Source organism: Curtobacterium sp. MCBD17_021 (assembly GCF_003234525.1).
In the GTDB taxonomy this organism is placed as follows: Bacteria; Actinomycetota; Actinomycetes; order Actinomycetales; family Microbacteriaceae; genus Curtobacterium.
Genome location: NZ_QKTS01000002.1, coordinates 13,595 through 37,771, shown reverse-complemented (window position 1 = coordinate 37,771; position 24,177 = coordinate 13,595). Strand labels below are relative to the sequence as shown.

Sequence of the window (24,177 nt, the reverse complement as noted above, 5' to 3'; positions counted from 1 at the left end):
CCGGGCCGGGTGCGGCCGTCGGCCCCGTACCGGTCACCCGCCGAGCCGTGCCACCGTGGTCCCGCCGTCGTCGAGGCGGATGGTCACGTCGAGCACCGTCCCGGGGCCGGTCGGGTGAGGGAGGTCGAGCGCGTAGGCCGTCGGTCCGAAGTCCGCCGTGCACGCCGGTCCGCCCTGCAGTCGCAACTCGACCTCGACGGACGTGCCGCGCTGGTCGATGTCGGTCGGGGCCTGGGGACAGGTCGAGGAGCCGTAGGCCATCACGAAGAACCGCCTGCCGGGCTCGACCCAGCCGACGGTCGGCGTGGTGTCCCCGGAGCCGTCGACACCGAGGGTCCCGGGGCCAGCACCGGAGTACTCCTCGCCGATCACCGGCGGGTGGAGGACGCGCACGAGCGCGACGACCACCACGACGACGACGGCGAGGACGACCACCACGACGGCGATCCGACGTCCGTCCGGACGTGCCCGACGCCGGTGCTCAGGGCCCCGGCCCGCACCGACGTCCCCGCCCGTCGCCCGCATGCTCCGAGTGTCGCCGCTCGGCGCTGCGCCGTCCAGTGCCGGTCCGGCCGGCCGTCGGCGGGAGGGGCCCCTGCGGTCAGGCTGCCGCCGTGACGACCGCTTCCGCCCCGGTCCGCAGTGCCGGGCAGTGCTCCGGTGTCGGGTGCTCGCTGATGTGGATGACCTCGTCGAGTCGGTCCCGCGCCGCCGTGAGCTCGGCGAGCTGGGCCGTGATCCGGTCGCGCTCCTGCACGAGCAGGGCGAAGCTCTCCGGGGTCGCGCGACCCGCGTCGACGCACGGCAGGAGCTGCACGATGGTCCGGCTCGGCAGCCCGGCGGCGAAGAGCTGCTGGACCAGCCGCACGCGGTCCACGGCGTCCGCACCGTAGGTCCGTTGTCCGCTCCCGGTGCGGGTCGCGGCGAGCATCCCCTGCTCCTCGTAGTAGCGGAGCGAGCGGACGCTCACACCGGTCTCGGCAGCGAGGTCCCCGATGCGCATGTCGTCTCCGTCCCGGGCTTGCCCCTGACACTGATGTGAGGTCCTACCGTAACCGAGCCGCAGCGGGACGGACCCGTTCGGCGGAAGGAAACCATGGACATCACCGGATCGGTCGCCCTCGTCACCGGCGCGAACCGCGGCATCGGCCGGGGCTTCGTCGAGCACCTCCTCGAGCGCGGCGCCGCCAAGGTCTACGCGACGGCCCGGCGACCGGAGCTCGTCGACGTCCCCGGGGTCGAGGTGCTGCCCCTCGACATCACCGACCCCGCGTCGGTCGCTGCGGCTGCCGCTGCGGCGCCCGACGTCACCCTGCTCGTGAACAACGCCGGGATCTCGACCTCGGGCTCGCTCGTCACCGGGGACCTCGCGAGTGCGCGGTCCGCGATGGACACGCACCTCTGGGGCACGCTCGAGATGGTCCGGGCGTTCGCTCCGGTCATCGAACACAACGGCGGCGGCGCGATCGTCAACGTCCTGTCGGCGCTCTCCTGGTTCGCCGCACCGGGTGCGGGCGGGTACGCGGCCGCGAAGGCCGCCGAGTGGAACATGACGAACAGCGTCCGCTCCGAGCTCGCGAGCCGCGGCATCACCGTCCAGGGCCTGCACCTCGGCGCTGCGGACACCGACATGATGGCCGAGTACGACGGGCCGAAGACCGCACCGACCGAGGTCGCCCGCCTCGCGCTCGACGGTGTGGAGCGTGACGCGGCCGAGGTCCTGGTCGATGACTGGAGCCGCCTCGTCAAGGCGTCCCTCGCCGGCGACCCGGTGGACTTCGCCGCGCAGCTCGGCTGATCGACCCGCTGGCGCGAGCGCGAGCGCGGACACCGGTCCGAGCGTCGAGACGGTCCGGACGGGAGGCCCGAGGCGACCCCGCCACGGGCCTCCCGTCCGCAGTGGCCTCAGTCGGACCGGACGGCAGGGTCGACGGACGGCGACGAGGACGGTGTGTTCCGTCGGCACCGCGTCCGACGTGGTCGATGATGGGAGTGTGGACGGGCAGGGACAGCAGCCGCGCTGGCGGAAGACGTGGTCGATGGTGCAGGTCGGGGTGCTGACCGCGGCCGTGGTCGGGTGCGTCGTGCTGCTGCTCACGGGCGACGGCACGCTCGACCGGGTCTACGCCGTCGCACTCGTCTTCTTCGGCATCGCGCTGCTCGGGCACGTGACGTTCCTGGTCATCACGAGCCGGGCCGAGCGGGGCCGCTGAGCCGATCACCCCGGCCCCCCCCCCGGCACGCCGCGCCGGTCCGTCGGACTTCGCCACGCGGACCAGGCGTGAGCGCGGACACCTCCGCCCTGTCAGGCTGTGCTCCTCATGGAACTCATCGCACCCGAACTGGTCGTCGTGCTCGTGGTCGCGATCGCCGTCGCCACCGCCGTCTCGAACCGCGTGCGCATCGCACCCCCGGTGCTGCTCCTCGCCTTCGGCGCAGGCATCGCGTTCATCCCCGTGTTCGGGGAGTTGGAGCTGCCGGCGGACGCGGTGCTCCTGCTCTTCCTGCCGGCGCTGTTGTACTGGGAGAGCCTGACCATCTCGTTGCGCGAGATCCGCGCCAACCTCCGGGGCATCGTGCTGATGGGCACGCTCCTGGTCGTGCTGACCGCCGGCGGGGTCGCGACGCTCCTGCACCTGCTCGGGATGCCGTGGGGTCCCGCGTGGGTGCTCGGCGCGGCCGTCGCCCCGACCGACGCCACCGCCGTCGGGGCGTTGACCCGGTCGCTGCCGCGGCGCAACACCACGGTCCTCCGTGCCGAGTCGCTCGTCAACGACGGCACGACGCTGGTGATCTACGGCATCGCGGTCGCGGTGACGGCGGGGGAGCAGGAGCTCACGTTCTGGAACGTGTCCGGCATGCTCCTGCTGTCGTACGTCGGCGGGATCGCCGCGGGGCTGCTGACCTCGTGGCTCGGGATGCTCGTCCTCCGTCGCGTGCACGCGGTCGTCCTCGAGAACCTGCTGACGCTGCTCGTGCCGTTCGCCGCGTTCCTCGTGGCCGAGGCGGTGCACGCGTCCGGAGTCCTGGCGGTCGTCGTGGCGGGCCTCGTCGTCAGCCAGGTCGCGCCGAAGCTCGACCGGGCGGAGACGCGGCAGCAGGTCCGGTCCTTCTGGTCGTTCGCCACGTTCCTGCTGAACGGCGCGCTCTTCGTGCTCGTCGGCATCGAGGCGACGATCTCGGTCCGTGCCCTGACGGGCGGGGAGATCGCGGTCGGCCTCGGGCTCATCGGCGCCGTGTCGCTGGCCGTCGTCGTGCTCCGGTTCGCGTTCCTCAACCTCACCTGGGGCACGGTGCGGCTCGTGACGCTCCGGACGGGAGGCTCGCCCCGCGAGGGACACCGCGACCGGTTGGTGAGCGGGTTGACCGGGTTCCGGGGCGCGGTCTCGCTCGCGGCGGCGGTGGCCGTCCCCCGGATGGTGGAGAGCGGCGGCGCGTTCCCGGACCGGGACCTCATCGTCTTCGTCACGGCCGGCGTCGTCGTGGTGACGATCGTCGGACAGTCGCTCGTGCTGCCCGCGGTCGTCCGGTGGGCGGCGTTCGACGGCAGCGGCGAAGTGCTCGAGGAGCGTCGGTCGGCGGAGCGCGCCGCACTCGAGGAGGCCCTCGACGCGCTGCCGCGTCTGGCCCGGAAGACCGGGGCGGACGCCGAGATCGTCGACCGGATCCGTGCGGACTACGAGGGACACCTGGCGCTCGTGGAGGCCGAGGAGAGCGAGGACGACGACCACCCGCTCCTGCAGCAGCGCGGCGCGGCGGTGGAACTCGAACTGGCGCTCGTGCGTCTCAAGGCCGCCACGGTCCTGCGGCTGCGTGACCAGGGGGAGATCGACGACCTCGTGCTCCGGCAGGTGCGTGCCGAGTACGACGCCGAGGAGACCCGACTGCTCCGCCTCGACCAGCGCGACTGACCGGTCCGCGGTCAGGACAGGGTGCCGCCGCGGAGGGTGAGCACCCGGTCGGCCGCGGCGAGCGCCTCGGGGTCGTGGGCCGCGTGCACGACGACCGCGCCGCGGCGGGCCTCGGTCGCGAGGGCGTCCAGGACGAGGCCGAGCGAGCGGGCGTCGACGCCCGCCGTCGGTTCGTCCACGAGCAGCACCGGCGCGCGTTGGGCGAGCCCGGTCGCGACGAGCGCACGCTGCCGTTGTCCGCCGGAGAGCTCGGCGAGGGGGTGGTCCGCCAGGTCGTCGAGGTCGAGGCGGGCGAGCTGTTCGTCGACGACGGCCCGGTCCCGGGCGCGGAGGGGACGCCACCAGGGGAGCGCGGCCCACCGCCCCATCGCCACGGTCGCGCGGACGGTGAGCGGCGGCCCCGGGGTCGACACTGACTGGGCGACGTGCGCGACCGAGCGCGGTGACACGCCGCTGACGGTGCCCTCGACCGCGGGGAGGACCCCGGCGACGGTCTCGAGCAGTGTCGACTTGCCGGAGCCGTTCGCACCCGCGACGACCGTCACGGACCGGGGTTCGAAGACCGCGTCGGCGCGGTGGAGGACGGTGCGTCCCCCGCGTCGGACGGTCACGGAACGGAGGCGCACGGGGAGGGTCGACACCTGGGGAGGCTATCAGTAAGGAGAATCATTCCCATGTAGCGTGGTCGTCCGTGACCTGGCTGACCGATCCGTTCTCCGTCGACTTCATGCTCCGCGCCCTCGCGGCCGGAGCGACGGCCGCCGTGCTCTGCGCCGTCGTCGGGTCCTGGGTGCTGGTCCGCGGGATGGCGTTCCTCGGCGAGGCCCTGGCACACGGCATGCTCCCCGGCGTCGCGGTCGCCACCCTCACCGGGGTCCCGGCCGTGCTCGGTGCCGCGGTGAGCGCCGGGGTGATGGTGTTCGGCGTGCAGGCGCTCCGTCGTCGCGGCGGGCTGTCCTACGACACCGCCATCGGGTTGCTCTTCGTCGGCATGCTCGCGCTCGGGGTCATCATCGTGTCCGGGTCGCGGTCGTTCGCCACCGACGTCACCGCGATCCTGTTCGGCGACGTGCTCGCCGTGACCCCGGCCGACGTCGGCACCCTGGCGGTCGCCGCCGGTGTCGCCCTCGCCGTCGCCGGACTGTTCCACCGCCCCTTCACCGCCGCCGCGTTCGACCTGCGGAAGGCCGCGACGCTCGGGCTGCGACCCCGACTGGCCGAGGTCGTCCTGGTCGCCCTCGTGACACTGGCGGTCGTCGCCTCGTACCGGGCCGTCGGGACGCTCCTCGTCGTGGGGTTGCTCCTCGCCCCCGCCGCGGCCGCCCGCGCCTGGACGCGTGGCACCGGAGCGACCATGGCGCTCGGTGCGGTGCTCGGGGTCGCCGCGGTCACGGTCGGTCTCCTCGTCTCGTGGCACGCCGGCACGGCCGCCGGCGCGAGCATCGCCCTCGTCGCGATCGTCGCCGTCGCCCTCTCGCACGGCCTCCGCCGTTCGACCCAGCTCCTCGTCCACCGTCCCCGGAAGGAACCATGCACCACCTCCGCACACGACCAGCCCCGATCGCCGTCCCGGCAGCCCTCGGAGTCGCTGCCGCGCTCCTCCTGACCGCCTGCTCGTCACCGGACGCCGGCCCGTCCGGCGCACCGGGCAGTGCGTCGTCCGCTCCGGCGGAACCGCACGGGTACGTCGAGGGCGCGTCCGAGGCGTCCGAGCCCCAGCTGCGGCTGCTGCTCGCCGACGCCGAGGGGAGCGTCGCCGTCCACGACCTGCTGGCCGGCGAGACGGCGTCCCTCGACGACGTCCCGGCTCCCGCGCACGCGGCGACCGACGGGCGCTTCCTCGCCACGAGCGACGGGGAGCGCACGACGATCGTGGACGGTGGGTCCTGGACCGTCGACCACGGCGACCACACGCACTACTACGACGCGACGGCACGGGTCGTCGGCGGACTCGACCACGGCGGGCCCGTCGAACTCGCGTCCTCGGAGTCGACCACCACGCTGGCCTGGCCGGAGTCGGCCCGGGCGGTCGCGCTCGACCGTGCGGCGCTCGGCCAGGGTGAGGTGCGCGAGACCGCGACGGTCGCCGGCGCCGGCGTGCTGCTGCCGCTCGGCACACTCCTCGTGGCGGGGGACGTCGACGAGGACCGCGTCACGGTGCTCGACGCCGAGGGGGAGCCGACCGGTGTCGACGCCGCCTGCACCGACCCGGCCGGTGGCATCGTCACCCGGGTCGGCGCGGTCGTCGGCTGCGCGGACGGCGCGGTCCTCGTGACGGAGGGCCCGGACGGTGGTGACCCGGTCGTCGAGACCGTCGCGGTCCCCGCAGCCGATGCGGACCTCCCACGGGCGACCGACTTCGCGAACCGCACCGGTCGGCCCACCGTTGCCGCCCTCGCCGGGGACACCGGGTACTGGTTGCTCGACACCCGTGAGCGCACCTGGCAGCACGTCCCGACCGACCGCCCCCTGGTGCACGCGGTCGCGGTCGACGACGCCGACGCACACGTCGTCGCGCTCGACACCGACGGCCGGGTCCGCGTCTGGTCCGACGGGGACTCCGCCCCGGTGACGACCGAACCCCTCGCGGCCGCTGGCCGGGCGACGTTGCAGCTCGACGCGCAGCGCGCCTACCTGTCCGACCCGGAGGGCTCGGTCGTGCACGAGATCGACTTCGCCGACGGCGCCCGGGTCGCCCGGTCGATCGAGGTCCCGGTCCACCCCGACGTGCTCGCCGAGGTCGGCCGGTGATCCGCGTCCGCCGGGTCGCGGTCACCGCCGCCGTGCTCGCGACCCTCGCGACGACCGGGTGCACCGCGGCGGGTGCCGACGAGCGACCCCTCGTCGCCGTGACCACGAACATCCTCGGCGACGTCGTGGAACGGGTGGTCGGCGACAGTGCCGACGTGATGGTCCTCATGCCGCCCGGCGCCGACCCACACTCGTTCGAGGTCTCCGCGCAGGAGGCGGCCCGGCTGCGCTCCGCGGACCTGGTCGTCGAGAACGGCCTCGGGCTCGAAGAGGGTGTCGCCCGGCACGTCGAGGCCGCGGCCACGGACGGCGTCCCGGTGTTCACCGCGGGGGACGCGATCGACGTGCTCGACTGGACGACCGAGGACGCCAGCGGCCCCGACCCGCACTTCTGGACCGACCCCGCCCGGATGCGCGCGGTGGTGGACGCCCTCGGTGCGGAGCTCCACGAGGTCCAGGGGCTCGACGACGACACGCTCGACAGCGCCCTCCGCGACTACCGCGGGGAACTCGACGCCCTCGACGACGACATGGCGACCGCGTTCGCTGCGCTGCCGGAGGAGCGACGGGCCCTCGTGACGAACCACCACGTGTTCGGGTACCTCGCCGACCGGTTCGACTTCCGGGTGGTCGGGGCGGTGATCCCGAGCGGCACGACCCTGGCCTCCCCGAGCGCGGCGGACCTGCGGGACCTGGCGTCGGCCATCGAGGACGCCGGTGTGCCGACGATCTTCGTCGACGCGTCCCAGCCGGCGCGCCTCGCCGAGGTGCTCGCGGACGAAGTCGACGTCCACGTCCGGATCCGCTCCCTCGCCACCGAGTCGCTCACGCCCGAGGGCGAGGGAGCTGCCACCTACCTCGAGATGATGCGCGCGAACACCGAGGCGATCGTCAACGGCCTGTCGGCTCGCAATTGAGAATGAGAATCAATACAGTCGTGACCATGACGAAGAAGACACTCCTCGCCCCGGCCGTGCTGGTCGGCGCGTCCGCCCTCCTCCTGACCGGTTGTGCCGGCACCGGCACCGCGCCCGCCGGTGGTGGCAGCGCCTCCGCCACGCAGGCCGCCGACACCGACACCGACACCGGTCACCGCATCACCCTGACGCACGACGGCGGCCTGCTCGTGCTCGACAGCGACCTGCAGGTCGTGGGGGAGCACGCCATCGACGGCTTCACCCGCGTCAACCCCGCCGGCGACGACCGGCACGTGATGGTCACCGTCCCCGAGGGCTTCCGCGTGCTCGACACCGCGGCCGGCACCAGCGCGGACACCGCCCTGACCGACGTCACGTTCCCGGCCGACACCGGTGGGCACGTCGTGGTCCACGGGGACCGCACCGCGCTGTTCGCGGACGGCTCCGGCGACGTCACGACGTTCGACACATCCGACCTGACGAGCGCCGTCGAGGGCGGCGACCTGCCCGACGTCGACACGACGGAGTCCGAGGCCGCACACCACGGCGTCGCGATCGAGCTCGAGGACGCCACCCTCCTCACCACCATCGGCACCGAGGAGTCCCGCTCCGGCGTCCGCGCGCTCGACGCCGACGGCCAGGAGACGGCCCGCTCCGAGGAGTGCCCGGACGTGCACGGCGAGGGTGCGGTGGCCGACGAGGTCGCCGTCTTCGGTTGCACCGACGGCGCGCTCGTGTACCGGGACGGCGCCTTCGAGAAGATCGACGCCCCGACCGAGTACGGCCGCACCGGCAACCTCTTCACGACCGAGTCGTCGAGCATCGCCGTCGGCGACTACAACGACGACCCGGACTCCGAGGGGTACCTCCTCGACCAGGTCGCACTCATCGACGCGGCCGCCGGCGGGTACCGCCTCGCCGACATGCCCGACGGCGTCGGCTTCACCTTCCGTGACATCGCCCGTGGTCCCGGTGACTCGGCCGTGCTCCTCGGCAGCGACGGCGCCCTGCACGTCCTCGACGAGGAGACCGGCGAGCCGCTCGACACCTTCCCGGTGATCGGGGCGTGGGAGGGTCCCGCCGAGTGGCAGGACGCACACCCCGCACTCAAGGTCGTCGACGGCATCGCCTACGTCACGGACCCGAGCGAGCGCACGGTCTCGGCCGTGGACCTCGAGACCGGCGAGGTCGTCGCGACCAGCGACCGCCTGCCCGGCGTCCCGAACGAGATCGCGGTCGTCTGAGCCGACCGACCGCACCCGCGAGGCCCGTGACCAGTCGGTCACGGGTCTCGCGTCCGTCCCGCACTTACGGCGTGGCGCGACGCGCCGATAGTGCGCACTGACCACCCACGGACGGGCGGTCGAACACCTGCCCCACGGACGGCGGCGGGTCGATCGAGAACCAGGACGGGCCATGATCGTCGTCACACGACTGAACGGCAGCGGATTCGCTGTGAACCCCGATCTCGTGGAGCGCATCCAGGAGACGCCGGACACGACGCTCATCATGGTCGACGGGGCGAAGTACATCGTCCGCGAGTCCCTGGCCGAGGTCATCGAGCGGATCGCCGCGTACCGCGCCCGCATCGTCAGCATGGCCTACGGGACCGACCTGCCGACGGCCCGGGACACGGCGGCCACCGGGCCGCAGCCCACCCTCGCCCCCGTGGCGACCCTCCGTTCGCAGGACGGGGGGCGCTGACGTGGACATCGCGACCATCATCGGGATCCTGCTGGCCTTCGGCGCCCTGTTCGGGATGGCCCAGATGGAGCACGTCGAGATGGCGGGGCTCTTCCTGCCCGCGCCGATGCTCCTCGTGTTCGTCGCGACCATCGGCTGCGGCGTCGCGAGCACGACGCTGAAGGACGCCCTGGCCGCCTTCGCGATGGTGCCGAAGGCCTTCACGGGCAAGGTCACCCCGCCGCAGACGGTCATCGACGACGTCGTCGGACTCGCCGAGACGGCCCGCGCGAACGGCCTGCTCGCCCTCGAGCAGGAAGCCGACAAGCACGACGACCCCTTCATGAAGAAGGCCCTGCAGAACATCGCCGACGGGACCGACGGCGACGAGCTGCGGATCCTGCTCGAGGACGAGATCGAGTCGAACGCGGCACCGATGCGGAGCGCGAGCGCGTTCTTCATGGGCCTCGGCGGCTTCGCCCCGACGGTCGGCATCATCGGCACCGTCGTCTCGCTCACCCACGTCCTGGCGAACCTCGGCAAGCCCGACGAGCTCGGCCCGCTCATCGCCAGCGCCTTCGTCGCCACGCTCTGGGGTCTGCTCACCGCGAACTTCCTCTGGCTGCCGTTCGGCGGCAAGCTCCGGAAGCTCGCGCAGCTCGAGTCCGACCGGCAGACGCTCCTCATGGAGGGCCTCCTCGCCGTCCAGGCCGGCAGCCAGCCGCGGCTCCTCGGTGAGCGTCTCACCGCGATGGTGCCGCCGAGCGCCCGCGGCGCAGCCGGCAAGGGCGGGAAGACCAGGGCCGGCGCCGACGACCAGCAGCTGGCGGCCTGACCGTGAGCGCGAACCCGCGCGGCCGCGGACGCGGTCGTACGAAGGGCGGGCACGAGGTCGAGCACCCCGACGAGCGCTGGATGGCCTCGTACATGGACATGATCACGGTGCTCATGTGCATGTTCCTCGTGCTCTTCGCGATGTCCTCCGTCGACCAGGACAAGTACATGGCCCTGAAGGAGTCCCTGGCCACCGGCTTCGGCGAGGTCGAGTCGCAGAAGATCGACACCGCCTCGGGGACCATCGTCACGAAGGACGAGGTCGAGGACGGCACGGGGTACTCCGTCGACAAGGCGCAGGCCGACCACTCCACCGCAGCCTCCGGCGCCGAGGACACGAACGCCGACCCGGCGGCCGCCGTCGTGCCGCCGACCGCGACGAAGGCCGACCTGGCGGCGGCGAAGGCGGAGCTCGACGACCTGCAGGCCATCGAGCGGGCCATCTCGGGCAACCTCCAGAAGGCCGGGCAGGACGCGAACGTCCAGTTCCGCCTCGACGCCCGCGGTCTCACCGTCCGGCTCGTCGGCAGCGACACCTACTTCGGCACCAACAGCGCGGACCTGTCCGACCAGGCACGGCGGATCATGGACGCCATCGCCCCGGTCCTCCGCGACGCCGACCACGACGTCAGCGTCGAGGGGCACGCCGACAGCCGGAACTCCACCGCGCCGTACGCCACGAACTGGGAGCTCAGCTCGGCCCGAGCGACCGGGGTGCTGCGGGACCTCGTCGAACGCGGGCGGATGCCGGCCGAGCACATCCAGTCCGTCGGCTTCGGGTCGAGCCGACCGTTGGCGAAGGGCACCCGCGACCAGGACCTCGCGCTCAACCGACGCGTCGACATCGTGGTCCTGTCGAACGCCGACCAGGACGTCAGCGCCCTCATGCCGGCCCTCGCCGCAGCACAGGACGGGGCCCGCTCCGGGTAGCGGGACGCCGCCCCAGAAGAGGGGCCAGAGCTGACGGCCGCCGTCCGGTGGCCGAGAGTGCGCTTCGTGACCGAGACCCTGACCGCGCCCGAGGTGTACGACTTCGCGCGCCCGTCGACGCTCGCGCGTGAGCACGCCAGGGTCCTCGAACTCGCCTTCGAGACGTTCGCACGCCAGTGGGGCACGCAGCTGACCGCGAAGGTCCGCGTCCTCAGCCAGGTCACGTGCGAGCAGGTCGCGATGATGACCTACGACGAGTACGCCGCCTCGCTGCCGGCGCTCACCGGCATGGTGCTGCTGCCGATCGAGGGCGTGCCCGCGAAGGGCGTCCTGCAGGTGCCGCTCGACGCCGCACTGACGTGGGTGTCGCACTCGCTCGGTGCCTCGAAGCCGCTGCCGACGCCCGAGCGCACCTTCACCCCGATCGAGCAGGCCCTCGTGCGCCGCCTGGTCGAGGACGCCCTCGACGACCTCCGTTACTCGCTCGGCGGGCTGCTCGACCGGGCGATCTCCGCCGGAGCCTTCCAGTTCAACAGCCAGTTCGCCCAGGCCGCACAGAAGTCCGACCTGATGATCGTCGCGTCCTTCGAGATCCGGGTCGGGGAGCGCATCGCCGACGGCACGCTGGCCCTGCCGGCCGAGGCCGTCCTGCCCCAGCTCGTGGACCGTCCGGCCGACGTCTCGACCGCCGACGCGAAGGCCCTCATCGACGCGCAGCTCGCCGCGGTGCCGGTCGGCGTCTCGCTCCGCTTCGCGCCCGCGACCGTCCTGCCGGCCCAGGTCCTCGGCCTCGCCGTCGGGGACGTCCTGCCGCTGCCGCACCCCCAGCACCGCCCGCTCACCATCTCCGTCGACGGTGAACCCGTCGGCACCGCCGCCGTCGGCGCGAACGGCTCGCGACTCGCGGGCGTCGTCGTCACCACCACCGCATCGGAGCCGTCCGCATGACCGCCGTCACCTCCACGCTGCACACGACCGCCGCCGAGGCGCTCGCCAGCGCGCTGCCCACCCCCGTCCCGCTCATCGCGTCCGCGCAGCCGGGAGGCCCGACCCCCGACCTGCAGGCGCGCGCGGCCGACGCCGTGGTCGCCTCGTTCGTCGGCGGTGTGTCCGCCGACCTGGCCGTGGTCCTCGTCGACCTGGCCGGCATCACCGCCGCGGGCGGGGTCGACTCGGGACTCGTCTCGGTCGCCGACGTGCTCCGCCCGTCGCTCGAGGCCGCGGTCGCCCCGTTCGGCGCCGGGGTGCTCGGCGAGGGCCGACGCGAGTCCGCGGCGGCGCTCGTCGCCGACCCGGAGACCGTCGTCTTCGCGCTCACCGGCGCCGGGGCCCCCGCCGGGTGGGTCGCGGTCCGGATCCGCGAGAACGGCACGGTCGCCGAACCGGTCAGCGCCGCGCCGAGCCTGCCCGCCGGCAACCTCGGCCGGATCAACAGCGTCGAGATGACCCTGACCGTCGAGATCGGCCGCACCCGGATGTCCGTCCGCGACGTGCTCGGCATGGAGCCCGGCGCGGTCGTCGAACTCGACCGCTCCGCCGGGGCCCCCGCCGACGTCCTGCTCAACGGACGCCTCATCGCGCACGGCGAGGTCGTCGTCGTCGACCAGGACTACGCCGTCCGCATCACGAAGATCCTCGACGTCGCCGAGACGGTCTGACCCCGGTGGACACGCTCGTCATCGCGCTCCGCGTCGCGCTCTCCCTCGGCGTCGTGCTCGCCCTCATGTGGGTGCTGCACCGACGCATGCAGAAGGGGCAGTTCGGCGCGGGGCGCGCACGCGGGCGTCGTTCGGCGTCGGTCGAGGTGGTCGCCCGGCAGGGCATCGGCGGCAAGGCGAGCGTCGTCGTGGTCGACGTCGACGGCGAGCGACTCGTCCTCGGGGTCGCCGAACAGGGCGTCACACTCCTGACGAGCGGGCAGGCGCCCGCGCCGGAGCTCACGCTCGTGACGGGTCCGGTCGCGCTCCCGACGGCGGACGCGTTCCGTGCCGAACTCGACCGGCAGGACCAGGCCGCACCGGGCCTCCCGGTCGTCGCCGCGACCCCGGCCGACACCGGCCGGCCGGGCTCCGACCCACTGCCGCTCCGGCCCCGCGGTCGCCGTGCCCACCGCACGGTGACGGGGGACAAGCGGGTCGTCCCGACCGCCGCGCAGTTGCAGGGCTCGATCCTCTCCGCGGACACCTGGCGCCAGGCGGCGTCGGTCCTCCGCTCGCGGCGGACCGGGTGAGCGCGGCCCGCACGGGCAGGATCGTGCTGTTCGTCCTCCTCGGGTTGACGATGGTCGCCGGCTTCCTCATGCTCACGACCACCGGCGCCTCCGCCGCCGGCGTCGTCCAACCCACCGCGCCCGCTGTGCCGACCGCCCCCGCGACCCCGTCCACGGGCGGCTTCAGCGTCGACGTGAACGGGCCCGACGGCACGCCGTCGTCCGCCGTCGTCACGCTCATCGGCATCACGCTGCTCAGCGTCGCCCCGGCGCTGCTGCTCATGATGACGTCGTTCACGAAGATCTTCGTCGTCCTCGCCATGACCCGGAACGCGCTCGGCCTGCAGTCGATCCCGCCGAACCAGGTGATCGCCGGACTCGCGCTCTTCCTGTCGCTCTTCGTGATGGCGCCGGTGATCGGGCACGTCAACGACGACGCCCTGCAGCCCTACCTGGCCGGCAAGATCGACTTCCAGCAGGCCGTCGACGCCGGGACGGCACCGCTCCGGACCTTCATGCTGCACCAGACCCGTGACGAGGACGTCGCCCTCATCACCCGCGCGGCCGGTCGTGACAACCCCGCGCGGATGGCCGACGTGCCGATGACCACCGTCATCCCGGCGTTCATCATCTCCGAGCTCCGCAGCGCGTTCATCATCGGGTTCGTCATCTTCATCCCGTTCCTCGTCATCGACCTCGTGGTCTCGGCGGCCCTCATGTCGATGGGCATGATGATGCTCCCGCCGGTGATGATCTCGCTGCCGTTCAAGATCCTGCTGTTCGTCCTCGTCGACGGATGGGGTCTCATCATCACGTCGCTCATCGAGAGCTACCACGTTGTCTGACGCCGTCCGGCCCGGGGGGCACTCGTGAACCAGCAGGCGGTCATCGACCTCACCCTCCAGGCGCTCCTCGTCGCCGGCAAGCTCGCCGCGCCCGTGCTCGTCACCTCGCTCGTCGTCGGCTTCGCGATCTCGCTGTTCCAGTCGGTGACGCAGATGCAGGAGGTCACGCTCTCGTTCGTGCCGAAGGCCCTGGCGGTCGCCGTCGCCCTCGTCGTCTGCGGCAACTGGATGATCTCCGAGATGGTCGCGTTCACGCACGTGGCGTTCGACATGATCCCGAAGCTGCTCGGGAGCGGCTGATGGAGCTGCTGTTCGACGCGGCCCGGCTCGAGGGCACGATGCTCGCCGGCGTCCGGCTCGTCGCGTTCTTCGTCGTCGCACCGCCGTTCTCGTACCGCGCGTTCCCCGGCGTCGTGAAGGTCATCCTCGGCCTGGGGCTCGCGATCGGCGTGGCCCCCAGGGTGACCGCCGGCTACGAGCAGCTCGACACCGCGACCTTCCTCGTCGCCCTCGTGACGCAGCTGCTCGTCGGCCTCGTCCTCGGGTTCATGGTCTACCTGGTCTTCGCCGCGGTGCAGTCCGCCGGTGCGCTCATCGACCTGTTCGGCGGCTTCACCCTCGCGCAGGCGTTCGACCCGCAGTCCCAGGTGAACGGCGCGCAGTTCACCCGTCTGTTCCAGATGGCGTCCCTCGCCCTGCTGTTCGCCTCCGGCGGGTACCAGCTCATCATCGGCGGGCTCGTGCGGTCCTTCGACGGGGTGCCGCTCGTCGACGGACGCTTCCCGATCGACGGCGTCGCCCCGATGCTCGTCGCGGCCTTCGGACAGATGTTCCTCGCCGCGCTCCAGATCGCCGGGCCGCTCGTCGTGGTGCTGTTCCTCGCCGACGTCGGCCTCGGGCTCCTCACCCGCGTCGCCCCGGCCCTCAACGCCTTCCAGATGGGCTTCCCGATCAAGATCGGCCTCACCGTCCTGTTCGCGGGCGCGCTCTTCATGGCGCTGCCGAGCGTCGTGTCGTCCCTCACCGGCGACGCGGTGCAAGCCATCACGGGCAGGGGGTGACGACGTGTCGGACAGCGGAGAACGTTCCGAACAAGCGACGTCGAAGCGGATGCGCGAGGTCCACCGCAAGGGACAGCTCGGGCGGTCGCAGGACCTCAGCGCCTGGATCGGCATCGCCGTCGCGGCGCTCATGTTCCCGTCCCTGATCGGTCACGCCTCGGCCGCCGGACAGCAGCAGATGCACGCCGTCGCGCTCGTCATCGCGGACCCTTCGATCGGGACCATGCGGCACGTGTTCGACGACGCCCTCGCCTCGATCGGCACGACACTGGGCCCGATGCTCGGGGTCGTCGCGGTGGCGGTGCTCGCCACCTCCGTCGCGCAGGGTGGCGTGCACATCAAGAAGCTCACGCCGGAGCCCGACCACTTCGACCCGGTCGCGGGCCTCAAGCGGGTGTTCGGCACGCAGGCGCTCTGGAACGGGGTCAAGGCGCTCCTGAAGACCGCGGTCGTCGGACTCGTGCTGTGGTTCGCCGTGCAGGGCCTCGTCCCCGTGCTCATGTCGAGCGGGTCCCTGCCGCTCACCAGCGTCCTCGAGGCAGCCGGCGCCGGCGCGGGCACCCTCCTGCAGGCCGCCGTCGCCGCCGGCCTCGTGCTCGCCGCCCTCGACGTGTTCGTCGTGATCCGCCGGAACCGCAAGCGCACCATGATGACCAAGCGTGAGGTCAAGGACGAGAACAAGCAGGCCGAGGGCGACCCGCTCGTGAAGTCCCAGCGCCGCTCCCGGCAGCTCGCCGGCAGCCGCAACCGGATGATCGCCGCCATCGGGACCGCCGACGTCGTCATGACGAACCCGACGCACTACGCCGTGGCGATCAAGTACGAGGCCGGCAAGTCCGCGCCGCGGGTCGTCGCGAAGGGGGCCGGCCCGGTGGCGGACGCGATCCGGCAGAGGGCCGAGGAGGAGCGCGTGCCGATGGTGCGCGACGTCCCGCTCACCCGGGCACTGCACGCGGCGTGCGAGCTCGGTCAGGAGATCCCGGTCGACCTCTACACGCCGGTGGCCCGCGTCCTGTCGTTCGTCATGACCCTCGCCGCCCACGGCGCGGCGAGCGGCACGCACACCCCGCCCCGTCCGACCACCCCGGACGAGGTCGCCACCGTCCTCGACCCGACGACGCTCACCGGCGACGTCCGCCCCCGGAAGCTCCGAACCCCGCGCGGCGTCCAGACCGAACCAGAAGGGGTCCCCGCATGAAGCGCTCCGACCTGCCGAAGCTCGCCGTGCCGGTGTTCGTCGTCGGCATCATCCTGCTGCTCATCCTGCCGGTGCCGTCGTTCCTGCTGGACTTCCTCATCATCTGCAACATCCTGCTGGCGCTCGTCATCCTGCTCACGACACTGTTCGTCAAGAAGCCGCTCGACTTCTCGGTGTTCCCGTCGCTGCTGCTCGTCGCGACGCTGTTCCGGCTCGGCCTCAACGTCGCGTCCACCCGGCTCGTCCTCGGCGAGGGCTTCGCGGGCGAGGTCATCCAGGCATTCGGGCACGTCGCGGTCTCGGGCTCGATCATCATCGGCTCGGTGGTCTTCCTCATCCTCATCGTCATCCAGTTCGTGGTGGTCACGAAGGGCGCCGAGCGCGTCGCCGAGGTCGGAGCGCGCTTCACCCTCGACGCGATGCCCGGCAAGCAGATGGCGATCGACGCCGACCTCAACGCCGGGCTCATCACGGACGCCGAGGCGAAGGAGCGCCGCGCGGCCGTCTCCGCCGAGGCCGACTTCTACGGCGCGATGGACGGCGCCTCGAAGTTCGTCAAGGGCGACGCCATCGCCGGCATCCTCATCATCGTCATCAACCTCATCGGCGGCATCGCGATCGGCATGCTGCAGAACGGCATGGGCGTCACCGAGGCGCTGTCCCACTACGGCATCCTCACGATCGGCGACGGGCTCGTCACCCAGATCCCGGCGCTGCTCATGGCCGTCTCGACCGGCATGATCGTCACCCGCTCCGGTGCCGAGACCGAGATGGGCACCTCGGCCGCCGACCAGCTCTCGCAGTCCAGGGTCGCCCTCATGATCGCCGGGGTCGCCGCCATCGCGATGGGGCTCATCCCGGGCATGCCGATCCTGCCGTTCCTGCTCGTGGGTGGCACGCTGCTGTTCACCGGCTGGCGGATCGGTCAGAACGCGAAGAAGGCCGCCGCCGCAGCCGCCGAGCAACAGGCCATCGCCGCGGCCGCCCCGCCGAGCGACACCCCGGAGGACCTCCTCGAACAGATGCGCGTGCACGCCCTCGAGATCCTCCTGGCCCCCGACCTCGTCGACATGGTCTCCGGTGCGTCGGACGACCTGCTCGGGCGGGTCCGGGCGCTGCGGCGGAAGATCGCCGTCGACATGGGCATCGTCGTCCCGCCGGTCCGCACCCGGGACAGCATCGACCTGCCGCCGTCGACCTACGCCATCCGCATCGCCGGGGTCGAGGCCGGGCGTGGCACCGCCCCCGCGCGGAGCGTCCTGGCCCTCGGCGAGCAGCTCGACGGCCTGCCCGGTGACCCCACCGTCGAGCCGGTCTTCGGCCTGGTGGGCAAGTGGGTGCCAGCCGAGCTCCGGCACGCGGCCGAGATGACCGGTGCGACCGTGATCGACCGCGTGTCCGTGCTCGTCACCCACCTGCAGGCCGTGATCGGCGACAACGCCGCCCGGCTCCTCACCCGCGAGGACGTCAAGGTCCTGGCCGAGGGCGTCAAGCAGGTCAACCCCGCCGCTGTCGAGGAGCTCGTGCCGGGCATGCTCTCGATGGCGGAACTCCAGCGTGTGCTGCAGGGGCTCCTCGCCGAGCGCGTGCCGATCAACGACCTCGGCCGCATCTGCGAGGCGCTGACCCTCCGGGCGAAGGTCTCCACCGACCCCGAGGGGCTCGTCGAGGCCGCGCGGGCGTCGCTCGGTCCGGCCCTCGCCGCCCGACACCTCGACGGCTCCGTGCTCCGGGTGATCATGATCGACCCGGGCCTCGAGCAGGCGATGCTCGAGGGACTCCGTCCGTCCGAGCAGGGCACGCAGATCCTGCTCGACGCGCACCGCATCGAGCAGGTCCTCGGTTCCGTGCGCGACTCGGTCCAGGCCGTCGAGGAGCAGGGGCTGTCCGCGGTCCTCGTCTGCGCCCCGCAGCTCCGTCCGGCCGTGCACCGGATGGTGTCGGCGCAGGCGAACGGGCTGCCCGTGCTCTCCTACCAGGAGGCCACGGCAGCGGGGTCCACCATCGAGACCGTGGGAGTGGTCCGTGCCGCCGATCCGATCGCAGCGTAGCGGGGCCACGCTCGACGAGGTCCGCGCCGCCGTCCTCGCCGAGTTCGGCCCCGGCGCTCGCATCGTCGCCGCCGAACGCGTCACCACCGGCGGGGTCGCCGGGCTGTTCCGGAAGGCCCACGTCGAGGCGACGATCGAGGTCCCGGATCCGCTCGACCCGCCCACGGCCCGCGTCGCGATCGCGGCCTCGCCGGCGAAGCGCATCGGGATCGCGGCACTCCTCGCCGACGCCGAGGCCGCCGAGGCGCGCATCGCCGACACCGACGGGACGGCCACCACCCGCGCCGACGCGTTCGCGTCGGTGCTCGACGGCTTCGCGGCCGACGGGCTGGCTCCGCCGCGCCGGACCGCCGGCCTTCCCGCTCCGGCCGAGCCGGGCCTCCAGGTCGTCCCGTCCGGGGCGACGTCGCCTGAGCCGGTCGCGTCGCCCACCTCGGTCGCGTCCGTCGGGCCGGGAGGCACGGAGACCGACCCGTGGGCCGACATGCGTCCCGAGCGGCCCGCTCCTCCGGCTCCTGCGCCCGTCCGGACACCCGCGCCCGCGGTCTGTTCCGCCGACGGTGACCTCGTGCTCCTCGTCGGCCGGGCCGCCGACGTCGACGCCGCCGCCGGCGTGTTCGCCACCCGGCACGGCCTGCGGGCGACGGCTGCGTCCGACCGACGGAGCGGGATCCTCGCGCGCGCCGACGCCGTGCGCGACGGCGTGGCGTTGCTCGCGGTCGCCGCGTGGACGGACGTCGCGACCACGGCCTCCCTCGCACCCGACCAGGTCTGGGTCGTCGTCGACGCCGGACGGAAGCACGAGGACGCCGTCCGGATGCTCGCCGCGGTGGCCGAGACACCGGTCCCGCTCGCCGGCGTGCTCGCCATCGGCGCCGAGGAGACCGCGACCCCGGACACCGTGCACCTGCTCGGCCTGCCGGTCCGGACCCTCTGACCACCGACCCACACCGGGGCGTCGACCCGCTCGTCCGCGGGGAGTCGCTAGGCTTGGCGGGTGCTGGTACTCACGCGCAAGGTCGGCGAGCGGATCCTCATCGGTGACGACATCGTCATCACGGTGCTCGACTCCCGCGGTGACGGCGTGCGGATCGGCATCGACGCTCCCCGCGGTGTGAAGATCCAGCGCGAAGAGGTCGTCCGAGCCGTGGCCGAGGCGAACGTCGCCGCTGCCGCCGGGGCCGACGACGACGCCGAGGCCCGGCTCCGCGCAGCGCTCGGCGCCTCGCGACCGCCCGCCGCGGGCTGACGCGGGTCCCGTCACCCGGCCCCACGACGCTCGTCGCGCCCCGTCAGGGCGACGGGACGCGACGACCGGGGGACGGTCGCGGCCGCTGCGCGGTGCCTACGGGCGCGGCTTCTTCTCCTGCTCGGGCAGCCGTCCGGCGGCGCGCTCGGCCTCGTACCAGGCGCGGGCCTCGTCCTGCCGGGCCTGCTCCGCACCGCTCGCGATGGGCGAGCGGACGTGGGCGGGTTCGTAGCCGAAGGACGCGACGAGCTGCGGGACCACCGGACGGAGCCGTGCGACGAGGCGGTCGACGTACGCCGAGACGGCACGCGCGCGCTGCGCCGAGATCCGCCCGTGCAGCAGGTGCCAGTCGAGGTGCTCCTCGATGAGCCCGAGTGCGAACAGGTCGCGGAGCCAGACGAGCACCGTGCGGGTGTCGCCCGGCGGCACGTCGTCGATCGCCTCGGTGAACGCCTCCCACTGCATCAGCTCGGCGTGCGCCTTCGACGCCTCGATGAGCTCGTGCTGCGAGCGGTTGAGCAGCACCGCGGCGCGGGCACGGTCCTTGCCGGCGGTGCGCAGGCGCATGCCGATCTCGGTGACCATCGTCTCGACCCGTCCGACGAGCAGGGAGCGCTGCGTCGCCGGGTCCTGCAGGTCCGCGACCGAGGCTGCGAGCGACCCGCGGTCCGAGACGGTCTGGCCCAGACGACGCAGACCCGTCGCGTCCGCCAACTTCGACCCGACCTGGGCGGCGACGAACTTCGCCGTCGACGCAGCGTCCCGCGGCGCGGCCTTGCGGAAGTCGGTGAGCAGACGCTTGCCGACGAGCTGGAGGAGCACGGTGTTGTCGCCCTCGAAGGTCACGTAGACGTCGAGGTCGGCCCGGAGGCCCGTGATCCGGTTCTCGGCGAGGAACCCCGCGCCGCCGGTCGCCTCCCGGCACTCCTGCAGGGTGTCGAGCGCCGACCAGGTCGACATCGCCTTGAACGCCGCCGCCTGGGTCTCGAGGTCCTCGCGGCGCTCCGGGGTGTCCTGTCGGCCGCTGAACACGTCGTCGAACGTCTGCAGGAGCTTCTCGTGCGCGAAGGACTGCGCGAACACGGTGGCCAGGCGCGGGATGAGCCGTCGCTGGTGCCGTCCGTAGTCGAGCAGGACGCCCTCGTGGCCGTCACCGGTCGGGAACTGGCGGCGCTCCATCGCGTACGTCAGCGCGATCTGCAGGCCGATCTTCTGGGCCACGACCGCCGCGCCGTCGAGGGACACGCGGCCCTGCACGAGGGTGCCGAGCATGGTGAAGAACCGACGTCCGGGGGAGTCGATCGGCGAGGAGTACGTGCCGTCCTCGGCGACGTCGCCGTACCGGTTGAGCAGGTTCGTGCGGGGCACGCGGACGTGGTCGAACCAGAGCCGCCCGTTGTCGATGCCGTTGAGGCCGCCCTTGACGCCGTCGTCCTCGCCGCCGACGCCGGGCAGGAACGCGCCCGTGTCGTCGCGGAGTGGGACGTAGAAGGCGTGCACGCCGTGGTCGACGCCCTGGGTGACGAGCTTCGCGAACACGACGGCGGCCTTGCCGTGCAGGGCCGCGTTGCCGATGTAGTCCTTCCACGCACCGCGGAACGGCGTGTGCACGACGAACTCCTGCGTCTCCGGGTCGTAGGTCGCGCTCGTGGCGATGTTCTGGACGTCCGAGCCGTGGCCGGTCTCGGTCATGGCGAAGCAGCCGGGCACGTCGAAGGCGGTGATGCCGGGCAGGAACTCCCGGTGGTTCCGCTCGGTGCCGAGGTGGTGCACCGCGGAACCGAACAGGCCCCACTGCACACCGGCCTTGATCTGCAGCGAGGGATCGGCGACGGTGAGCTCCTCGAACGCCGCGAGGTTCCCGCCGTGGTTGTCCTGACCGCCGAACTCCGGCGGGTACGGGCGCTGGATCGCCCCGGCGTCGACGAGGAGCCGGAGCTGCTCCAGCGTGCGCGCCCGGTGTTCGGCGAGGGGCTGGCCCTCGATCTTGTGCAGAGCCGGGTCGCGGACCAGGCGACGCGAGGTGCGGCGGTCCTCCGCCCAACGACCGAGCAGGTGCTCGGCGAGCAGGTCGACGTCGATGCGGACGTCGGTGTCGGTCCCGCCCGTGGGCGTCCCGGCCGCGGTGTCGCCGGTGGCGTCGGCCTTCGGAGCGCTGACGCCGCCCGTGCTGGTGCGGACGCCGGTGCCGGCTGTGGAGCTGCTGCTGCGGACTGGTGCGGTCTCGACCATCGGGTGCCTCCTGAACTGCACGGTCGCGGACCGCGTCACTGCCACGTCGGTCCGACCGGTCCAGCGTAGGCACCGGTGTTGCGGAAGGCATGACAGCCGTGCCGGACCACAAGCGCGACCCGGTGGCGCCTCCCTCCGATGGTGGGAACCCTCCAACATCCGACGCCCGCCTCCGGTGCGACCCGCGCGACGATTGTGTGCCGCGCCGGTACGGGCGTCACACTGGCTGACATGTCGAGCACCACCGGACCGAAGCAGCAGCGCACCGGACGGACCTTCTTCGGGCAACCGTTCGAGCTGTCGACACCGTTCGCCGTCGAGCTCTGGGAGCGCTTCTCGTTCTACGGGATGCAGGGCATCGTCCTCATCTACATGTACTACTCGCTCACCCGCGGCGGGCTCGGCATCGACGAGGGTGTCGCGACGGGCATCATGGGCGCGTACGGCGGCTCGGTGTACCTCTTCACGATCCTCGGGGCCTGGACCGCCGACCGGTTGATCGGGGCCGACCGGACCCTGTTCGGCAGCGCGGTCGTGGTCATGATCGGGCACATCGCGCTGGCCCTCATCCCGGGGGTCGCCGGGGTCGGGGTCGGCCTCGTGCTCATCGCGCTCGGCTCGGGCGGACTCAAGGCCACGGCGACGACGATCGTCGGGTCGCTGTACGCCCCCGAGGACCCGCGGCGGGACGCCGGCTTCTCGCTGTACTACCTGGGCGTCAACCTCGGCGCGTTCGCCGGGCCGATCCTCACCGGGCTGCTGCAGTCGGCGCTCGGGTTCCACTTCGGCTTCGGCCTCGCCGCGGTCGGGATGGCGGCCGGCCTCGTGCAGTACGCCGTCCGCCGGCGCAACCTGCCCGAGGCCGTGCAGCACGTCGCGAACCCGCTGCCGCGCTCCCGCTACCCGCTCGTCGCGGTGCTCGCGGTCGTCGGGCTCGCCGTCGTCGCGGTCGCCGTCCTCACGGGCCTCCTGACGGTCTCGACCCTCCCGCTCGTGGTCGTCGTCGTGGTGGTCGTCGCGACGGTCGGCTACTTCGTCGTCATCCTCGGCAGCGGGCTGACCCCGGACGAGCGGTCCCGCGTGTTCGCGTTCATCCCGCTGTTCGTCGGCAGCGCGGTGTTCTGGTCGCTGTACCAGCAGCAGTTCACCGTCGTCACGGTCTACGCCGACCAGCGCCTCGACCGCGACCTGTTCGGGTTCGAGATGCCGGTGTCGTGGGTGCAGTCGATCAACCCGATCATGATCATCCTGCTCTCCGGCGTCTTCGCGGCGCTCTGGACCCGGCTCGGGGACCGCCAGCCGTCCACCCCGACGAAGTTCGCGCTCGGCACCGGCATCATGGGCGTCGCGTTCCTGCTCTTCCTGCCGTTCACCGGCACCGGCGAGAACGGCACCCCGGTGATCGCGCTCGTGGGCATCCTGCTGGTGTTCACGCTCGCGGAGCTGCTGCTCTCGCCGACCGGGCAGTCCGTGGCGACCAAGCTCGCGCCACCGAAGTTCCAGACGCAGATGGTGGCGCTGTTCTTCCTGTCGGTGTCGCTCGGCACCGCGATGACCGGTGTGCTGTCCGCCTTCTACGACCCGGAGGACGAGGCGCCGTACTTCACGGTGCTCGGACTCGCCGCCGTCGTGGTCGGGGTCGTGCTGCTCGCCGTCGCCCGTCCGGTGCTCCGCCTCATGCGCGGCATCCGCTAGCCGGCACCCGTCGTCCGCTACCCTGGACCCGGCCACCCCAGGCCCAGCCACACCGGCCCCGGATCACGAGGAGTCACCCCATGCTCGAGCTCATCGCAGGCATCATCATCGGCATCGGCGTCATCGGTGGGGTGGGCACCTGCATGGCGGCCGCCGCCATGATGAAGGCCGGCTCGGAAGAGTACTGAGCCCTCGGCGCTGACGGACCCCGGACGCCACCGGCCTCCGGGCGGCACCGGGCGGTCAGGACACTCCGGCGTCCACCGACGCGGGATCGTGCTCCATCGGGACCGGCACCAACTGACGACTCTGGACGGTCGCGCGCTCGAACGGGCCGCGGCCGTCCGTCGTGTACGCCGGCTCGTCGAACTCGACCACCCAGGCCACCCGCACACCGGCGCCCGCGTACCCGGCCAGCTGGGCGCCGCCCGGCGCGACGACGAGACCGATCGGCTCGTCGGCCCACTGCTCACCCCGGACCGACGGCACGACCCGGACGACGGCACCGATGCCGAGCACGGGGAGGTCCGACGCCCCGGTGGCGTCAGGGGGAGTGGGGCGGGGCTCACGACGTCCGAACACGCGACGACCCTACCGTCGCCCGCCCGGAA

Annotated in this window: 26 protein-coding genes; 21 read left to right on the top strand and 5 right to left on the bottom strand. The window is 72.7% G+C overall.

What is annotated here, in order from left to right; all coding sequences use genetic code 11:
• Nucleotides 1–33: 33 nt before the first annotated feature.
• Together DEI83_RS02095 and DEI83_RS02090 are read right to left on the bottom strand one after the other, a co-directional pair.
• Nucleotides 34–438 carry a hypothetical protein gene (locus DEI83_RS02095; RefSeq protein WP_146243210.1) on the bottom strand — a complete coding sequence of 135 codons (405 nt, stop codon included), beginning with the start codon at nucleotides 436–438 and terminating at the stop codon, nucleotides 34–36.
• A gap of 163 nt (nucleotides 439–601) precedes the next feature.
• Entirely contained in the window at nucleotides 602–1,003 is a 402-nt protein-coding gene (locus DEI83_RS02090) for a MerR family transcriptional regulator (RefSeq protein ID WP_111080159.1), read from the bottom strand.
• A 93-nt stretch (nucleotides 1,004–1,096) separates the two neighbouring features.
• Here DEI83_RS02090 and DEI83_RS02085 point away from each other — a divergent pair, with 93 nt between their 5' ends.
• The 3 genes from DEI83_RS02085 to DEI83_RS02075 all read left to right on the top strand — a co-directional run bounded on the left by DEI83_RS02085 (nucleotide 1,097) and on the right by DEI83_RS02075 (nucleotide 3,911).
• Nucleotides 1,097–1,798 (top strand): SDR family oxidoreductase, encoded by a 702-nt coding sequence (locus DEI83_RS02085; protein WP_111080158.1) that lies wholly within the window; start codon nucleotides 1,097–1,099, stop codon nucleotides 1,796–1,798.
• 196 nt (nucleotides 1,799–1,994) lie between these two features.
• Nucleotides 1,995–2,213 (top strand): hypothetical protein, encoded by a 219-nt coding sequence (locus tag DEI83_RS02080; RefSeq protein WP_146243209.1) that lies wholly within the window; start codon nucleotides 1,995–1,997, stop codon nucleotides 2,211–2,213.
• A gap of 108 nt (nucleotides 2,214–2,321) precedes the next feature.
• Nucleotides 2,322–3,911: a Na+/H+ antiporter gene (locus DEI83_RS02075; RefSeq protein ID WP_111080402.1), complete on the top strand. Its 1,590-nt coding sequence runs from the start codon at nucleotides 2,322–2,324 to the stop codon at nucleotides 3,909–3,911.
• Nucleotides 3,912–3,922: 11 nt separating this feature from the next.
• Here the strand turns inward: DEI83_RS02075 and DEI83_RS02070 are convergent, their stop codons facing one another.
• A complete protein-coding gene (locus DEI83_RS02070) occupies nucleotides 3,923–4,552 on the bottom strand; it encodes a metal ABC transporter ATP-binding protein (RefSeq protein ID WP_258371016.1) in 630 nt (209 codons plus the stop codon).
• Between the two features lie 50 nt (nucleotides 4,553–4,602).
• Between DEI83_RS02070 and aztB the strand changes: the two genes are divergently transcribed.
• From aztB to csrA, 17 genes are all read left to right on the top strand, one after another.
• Nucleotides 4,603–5,517: a zinc ABC transporter permease AztB gene (aztB, locus tag DEI83_RS02065; RefSeq protein ID WP_111080156.1), complete on the top strand. Its 915-nt coding sequence runs from the start codon at nucleotides 4,603–4,605 to the stop codon at nucleotides 5,515–5,517.
• Nucleotides 5,442–6,662, top strand: a complete 1,221-nt coding sequence (locus tag DEI83_RS02060) for an ABC transporter (RefSeq protein ID WP_111080155.1) — start codon at nucleotides 5,442–5,444, stop codon at nucleotides 6,660–6,662. Before aztB ends, DEI83_RS02060 begins: the two co-directional genes overlap by 76 nt.
• On the top strand, nucleotides 6,659–7,579 hold the full coding sequence (aztC, locus tag DEI83_RS02055) for a zinc ABC transporter substrate-binding protein AztC (RefSeq protein ID WP_258371015.1): 921 nt from the start codon (nucleotides 6,659–6,661) through the stop codon (nucleotides 7,577–7,579). The genes DEI83_RS02060 and aztC overlap by 4 nt, the downstream gene beginning before the upstream one ends.
• A gap of 26 nt (nucleotides 7,580–7,605) precedes the next feature.
• Nucleotides 7,606–8,823: a hypothetical protein gene (locus DEI83_RS02050; RefSeq protein ID WP_181431032.1), complete on the top strand. Its 1,218-nt coding sequence runs from the start codon at nucleotides 7,606–7,608 to the stop codon at nucleotides 8,821–8,823.
• Between the two features lie 211 nt (nucleotides 8,824–9,034).
• Nucleotides 9,035–9,283, top strand: coding sequence for a flagellar FlbD family protein (locus tag DEI83_RS02045; protein WP_375334638.1), 249 nt, complete (start codon nucleotides 9,035–9,037; stop codon nucleotides 9,281–9,283).
• Between the two features lies 1 nt (nucleotide 9,284).
• A complete protein-coding gene (locus DEI83_RS02040; protein WP_111080152.1) occupies nucleotides 9,285–10,097 on the top strand; it encodes a motility protein A in 813 nt (270 codons plus the stop codon).
• Between the two features lie 2 nt (nucleotides 10,098–10,099).
• Nucleotides 10,100–11,026 (top strand): flagellar motor protein MotB, encoded by a 927-nt coding sequence (locus DEI83_RS02035; RefSeq protein ID WP_111080151.1) that lies wholly within the window; start codon nucleotides 10,100–10,102, stop codon nucleotides 11,024–11,026.
• Between the two features lie 66 nt (nucleotides 11,027–11,092).
• Nucleotides 11,093–11,974, top strand: a complete 882-nt coding sequence (locus DEI83_RS02030) for a flagellar motor switch protein FliM (protein WP_111080399.1) — start codon at nucleotides 11,093–11,095, stop codon at nucleotides 11,972–11,974.
• Entirely contained in the window at nucleotides 11,971–12,684 is a 714-nt protein-coding gene (gene fliN, locus DEI83_RS02025) for a flagellar motor switch protein FliN (RefSeq protein ID WP_111080150.1), read from the top strand. Before DEI83_RS02030 ends, fliN begins: the two co-directional genes overlap by 4 nt.
• A gap of 5 nt (nucleotides 12,685–12,689) precedes the next feature.
• Nucleotides 12,690–13,256, top strand: a complete 567-nt coding sequence (locus DEI83_RS02020) for a flagellar biosynthetic protein FliO (RefSeq protein ID WP_111080149.1) — start codon at nucleotides 12,690–12,692, stop codon at nucleotides 13,254–13,256.
• Nucleotides 13,253–14,080: a flagellar type III secretion system pore protein FliP gene (gene fliP / locus DEI83_RS02015; protein WP_111080148.1), complete on the top strand. Its 828-nt coding sequence runs from the start codon at nucleotides 13,253–13,255 to the stop codon at nucleotides 14,078–14,080. Before DEI83_RS02020 ends, fliP begins: the two co-directional genes overlap by 4 nt.
• 24 nt (nucleotides 14,081–14,104) lie before the next feature.
• Nucleotides 14,105–14,380, top strand: coding sequence for a flagellar biosynthetic protein FliQ (locus DEI83_RS02010; RefSeq protein ID WP_111080147.1), 276 nt, complete (start codon nucleotides 14,105–14,107; stop codon nucleotides 14,378–14,380).
• On the top strand, nucleotides 14,380–15,141 hold the full coding sequence (locus tag DEI83_RS02005; RefSeq protein ID WP_111080146.1) for a flagellar biosynthetic protein FliR: 762 nt from the start codon (nucleotides 14,380–14,382) through the stop codon (nucleotides 15,139–15,141). Before DEI83_RS02010 ends, DEI83_RS02005 begins: the two co-directional genes overlap by 1 nt.
• Before the next feature lie 4 nt (nucleotides 15,142–15,145).
• On the top strand, nucleotides 15,146–16,339 hold the full coding sequence (locus DEI83_RS02000) for a flagellar biosynthesis protein FlhB (protein ID WP_111080145.1): 1,194 nt from the start codon (nucleotides 15,146–15,148) through the stop codon (nucleotides 16,337–16,339).
• Nucleotides 16,336–18,390, top strand: a complete 2,055-nt coding sequence (locus tag DEI83_RS01995) for a flagellar biosynthesis protein FlhA (protein ID WP_111080144.1) — start codon at nucleotides 16,336–16,338, stop codon at nucleotides 18,388–18,390. Before DEI83_RS02000 ends, DEI83_RS01995 begins: the two co-directional genes overlap by 4 nt.
• Complete coding sequence (locus DEI83_RS01990; protein ID WP_111080143.1) at nucleotides 18,365–19,327, top strand: hypothetical protein; 963 nt, start codon at nucleotides 18,365–18,367, stop codon at nucleotides 19,325–19,327. Before DEI83_RS01995 ends, DEI83_RS01990 begins: the two co-directional genes overlap by 26 nt.
• A 60-nt stretch (nucleotides 19,328–19,387) precedes the next feature.
• Nucleotides 19,388–19,639: a carbon storage regulator CsrA gene (gene csrA / locus DEI83_RS01985; RefSeq protein ID WP_111080142.1), complete on the top strand. Its 252-nt coding sequence runs from the start codon at nucleotides 19,388–19,390 to the stop codon at nucleotides 19,637–19,639.
• A gap of 96 nt (nucleotides 19,640–19,735) precedes the next feature.
• On the opposite strand, the gene DEI83_RS01980 is transcribed toward csrA, so the two are convergent.
• Nucleotides 19,736–21,871 carry an acyl-CoA dehydrogenase gene (locus tag DEI83_RS01980; protein ID WP_111080141.1) on the bottom strand — a complete coding sequence of 712 codons (2,136 nt, stop codon included), beginning with the start codon at nucleotides 21,869–21,871 and terminating at the stop codon, nucleotides 19,736–19,738.
• Between the two features lie 231 nt (nucleotides 21,872–22,102).
• Between DEI83_RS01980 and DEI83_RS01975 the strand changes: the two genes are divergently transcribed.
• The gene (locus DEI83_RS01975; RefSeq protein WP_111080140.1) at nucleotides 22,103–23,566 is read left to right on the top strand and encodes a peptide MFS transporter; all 1,464 of its coding nucleotides are present in this window, start codon (nucleotides 22,103–22,105) and stop codon (nucleotides 23,564–23,566) included.
• A 243-nt stretch (nucleotides 23,567–23,809) separates the two neighbouring features.
• On the opposite strand, the gene DEI83_RS01970 is transcribed toward DEI83_RS01975, so the two are convergent.
• Nucleotides 23,810–24,148 (bottom strand): hypothetical protein, encoded by a 339-nt coding sequence (locus tag DEI83_RS01970; protein ID WP_146243208.1) that lies wholly within the window; start codon nucleotides 24,146–24,148, stop codon nucleotides 23,810–23,812.
• Nucleotides 24,149–24,177 lie beyond the last annotated feature (29 nt).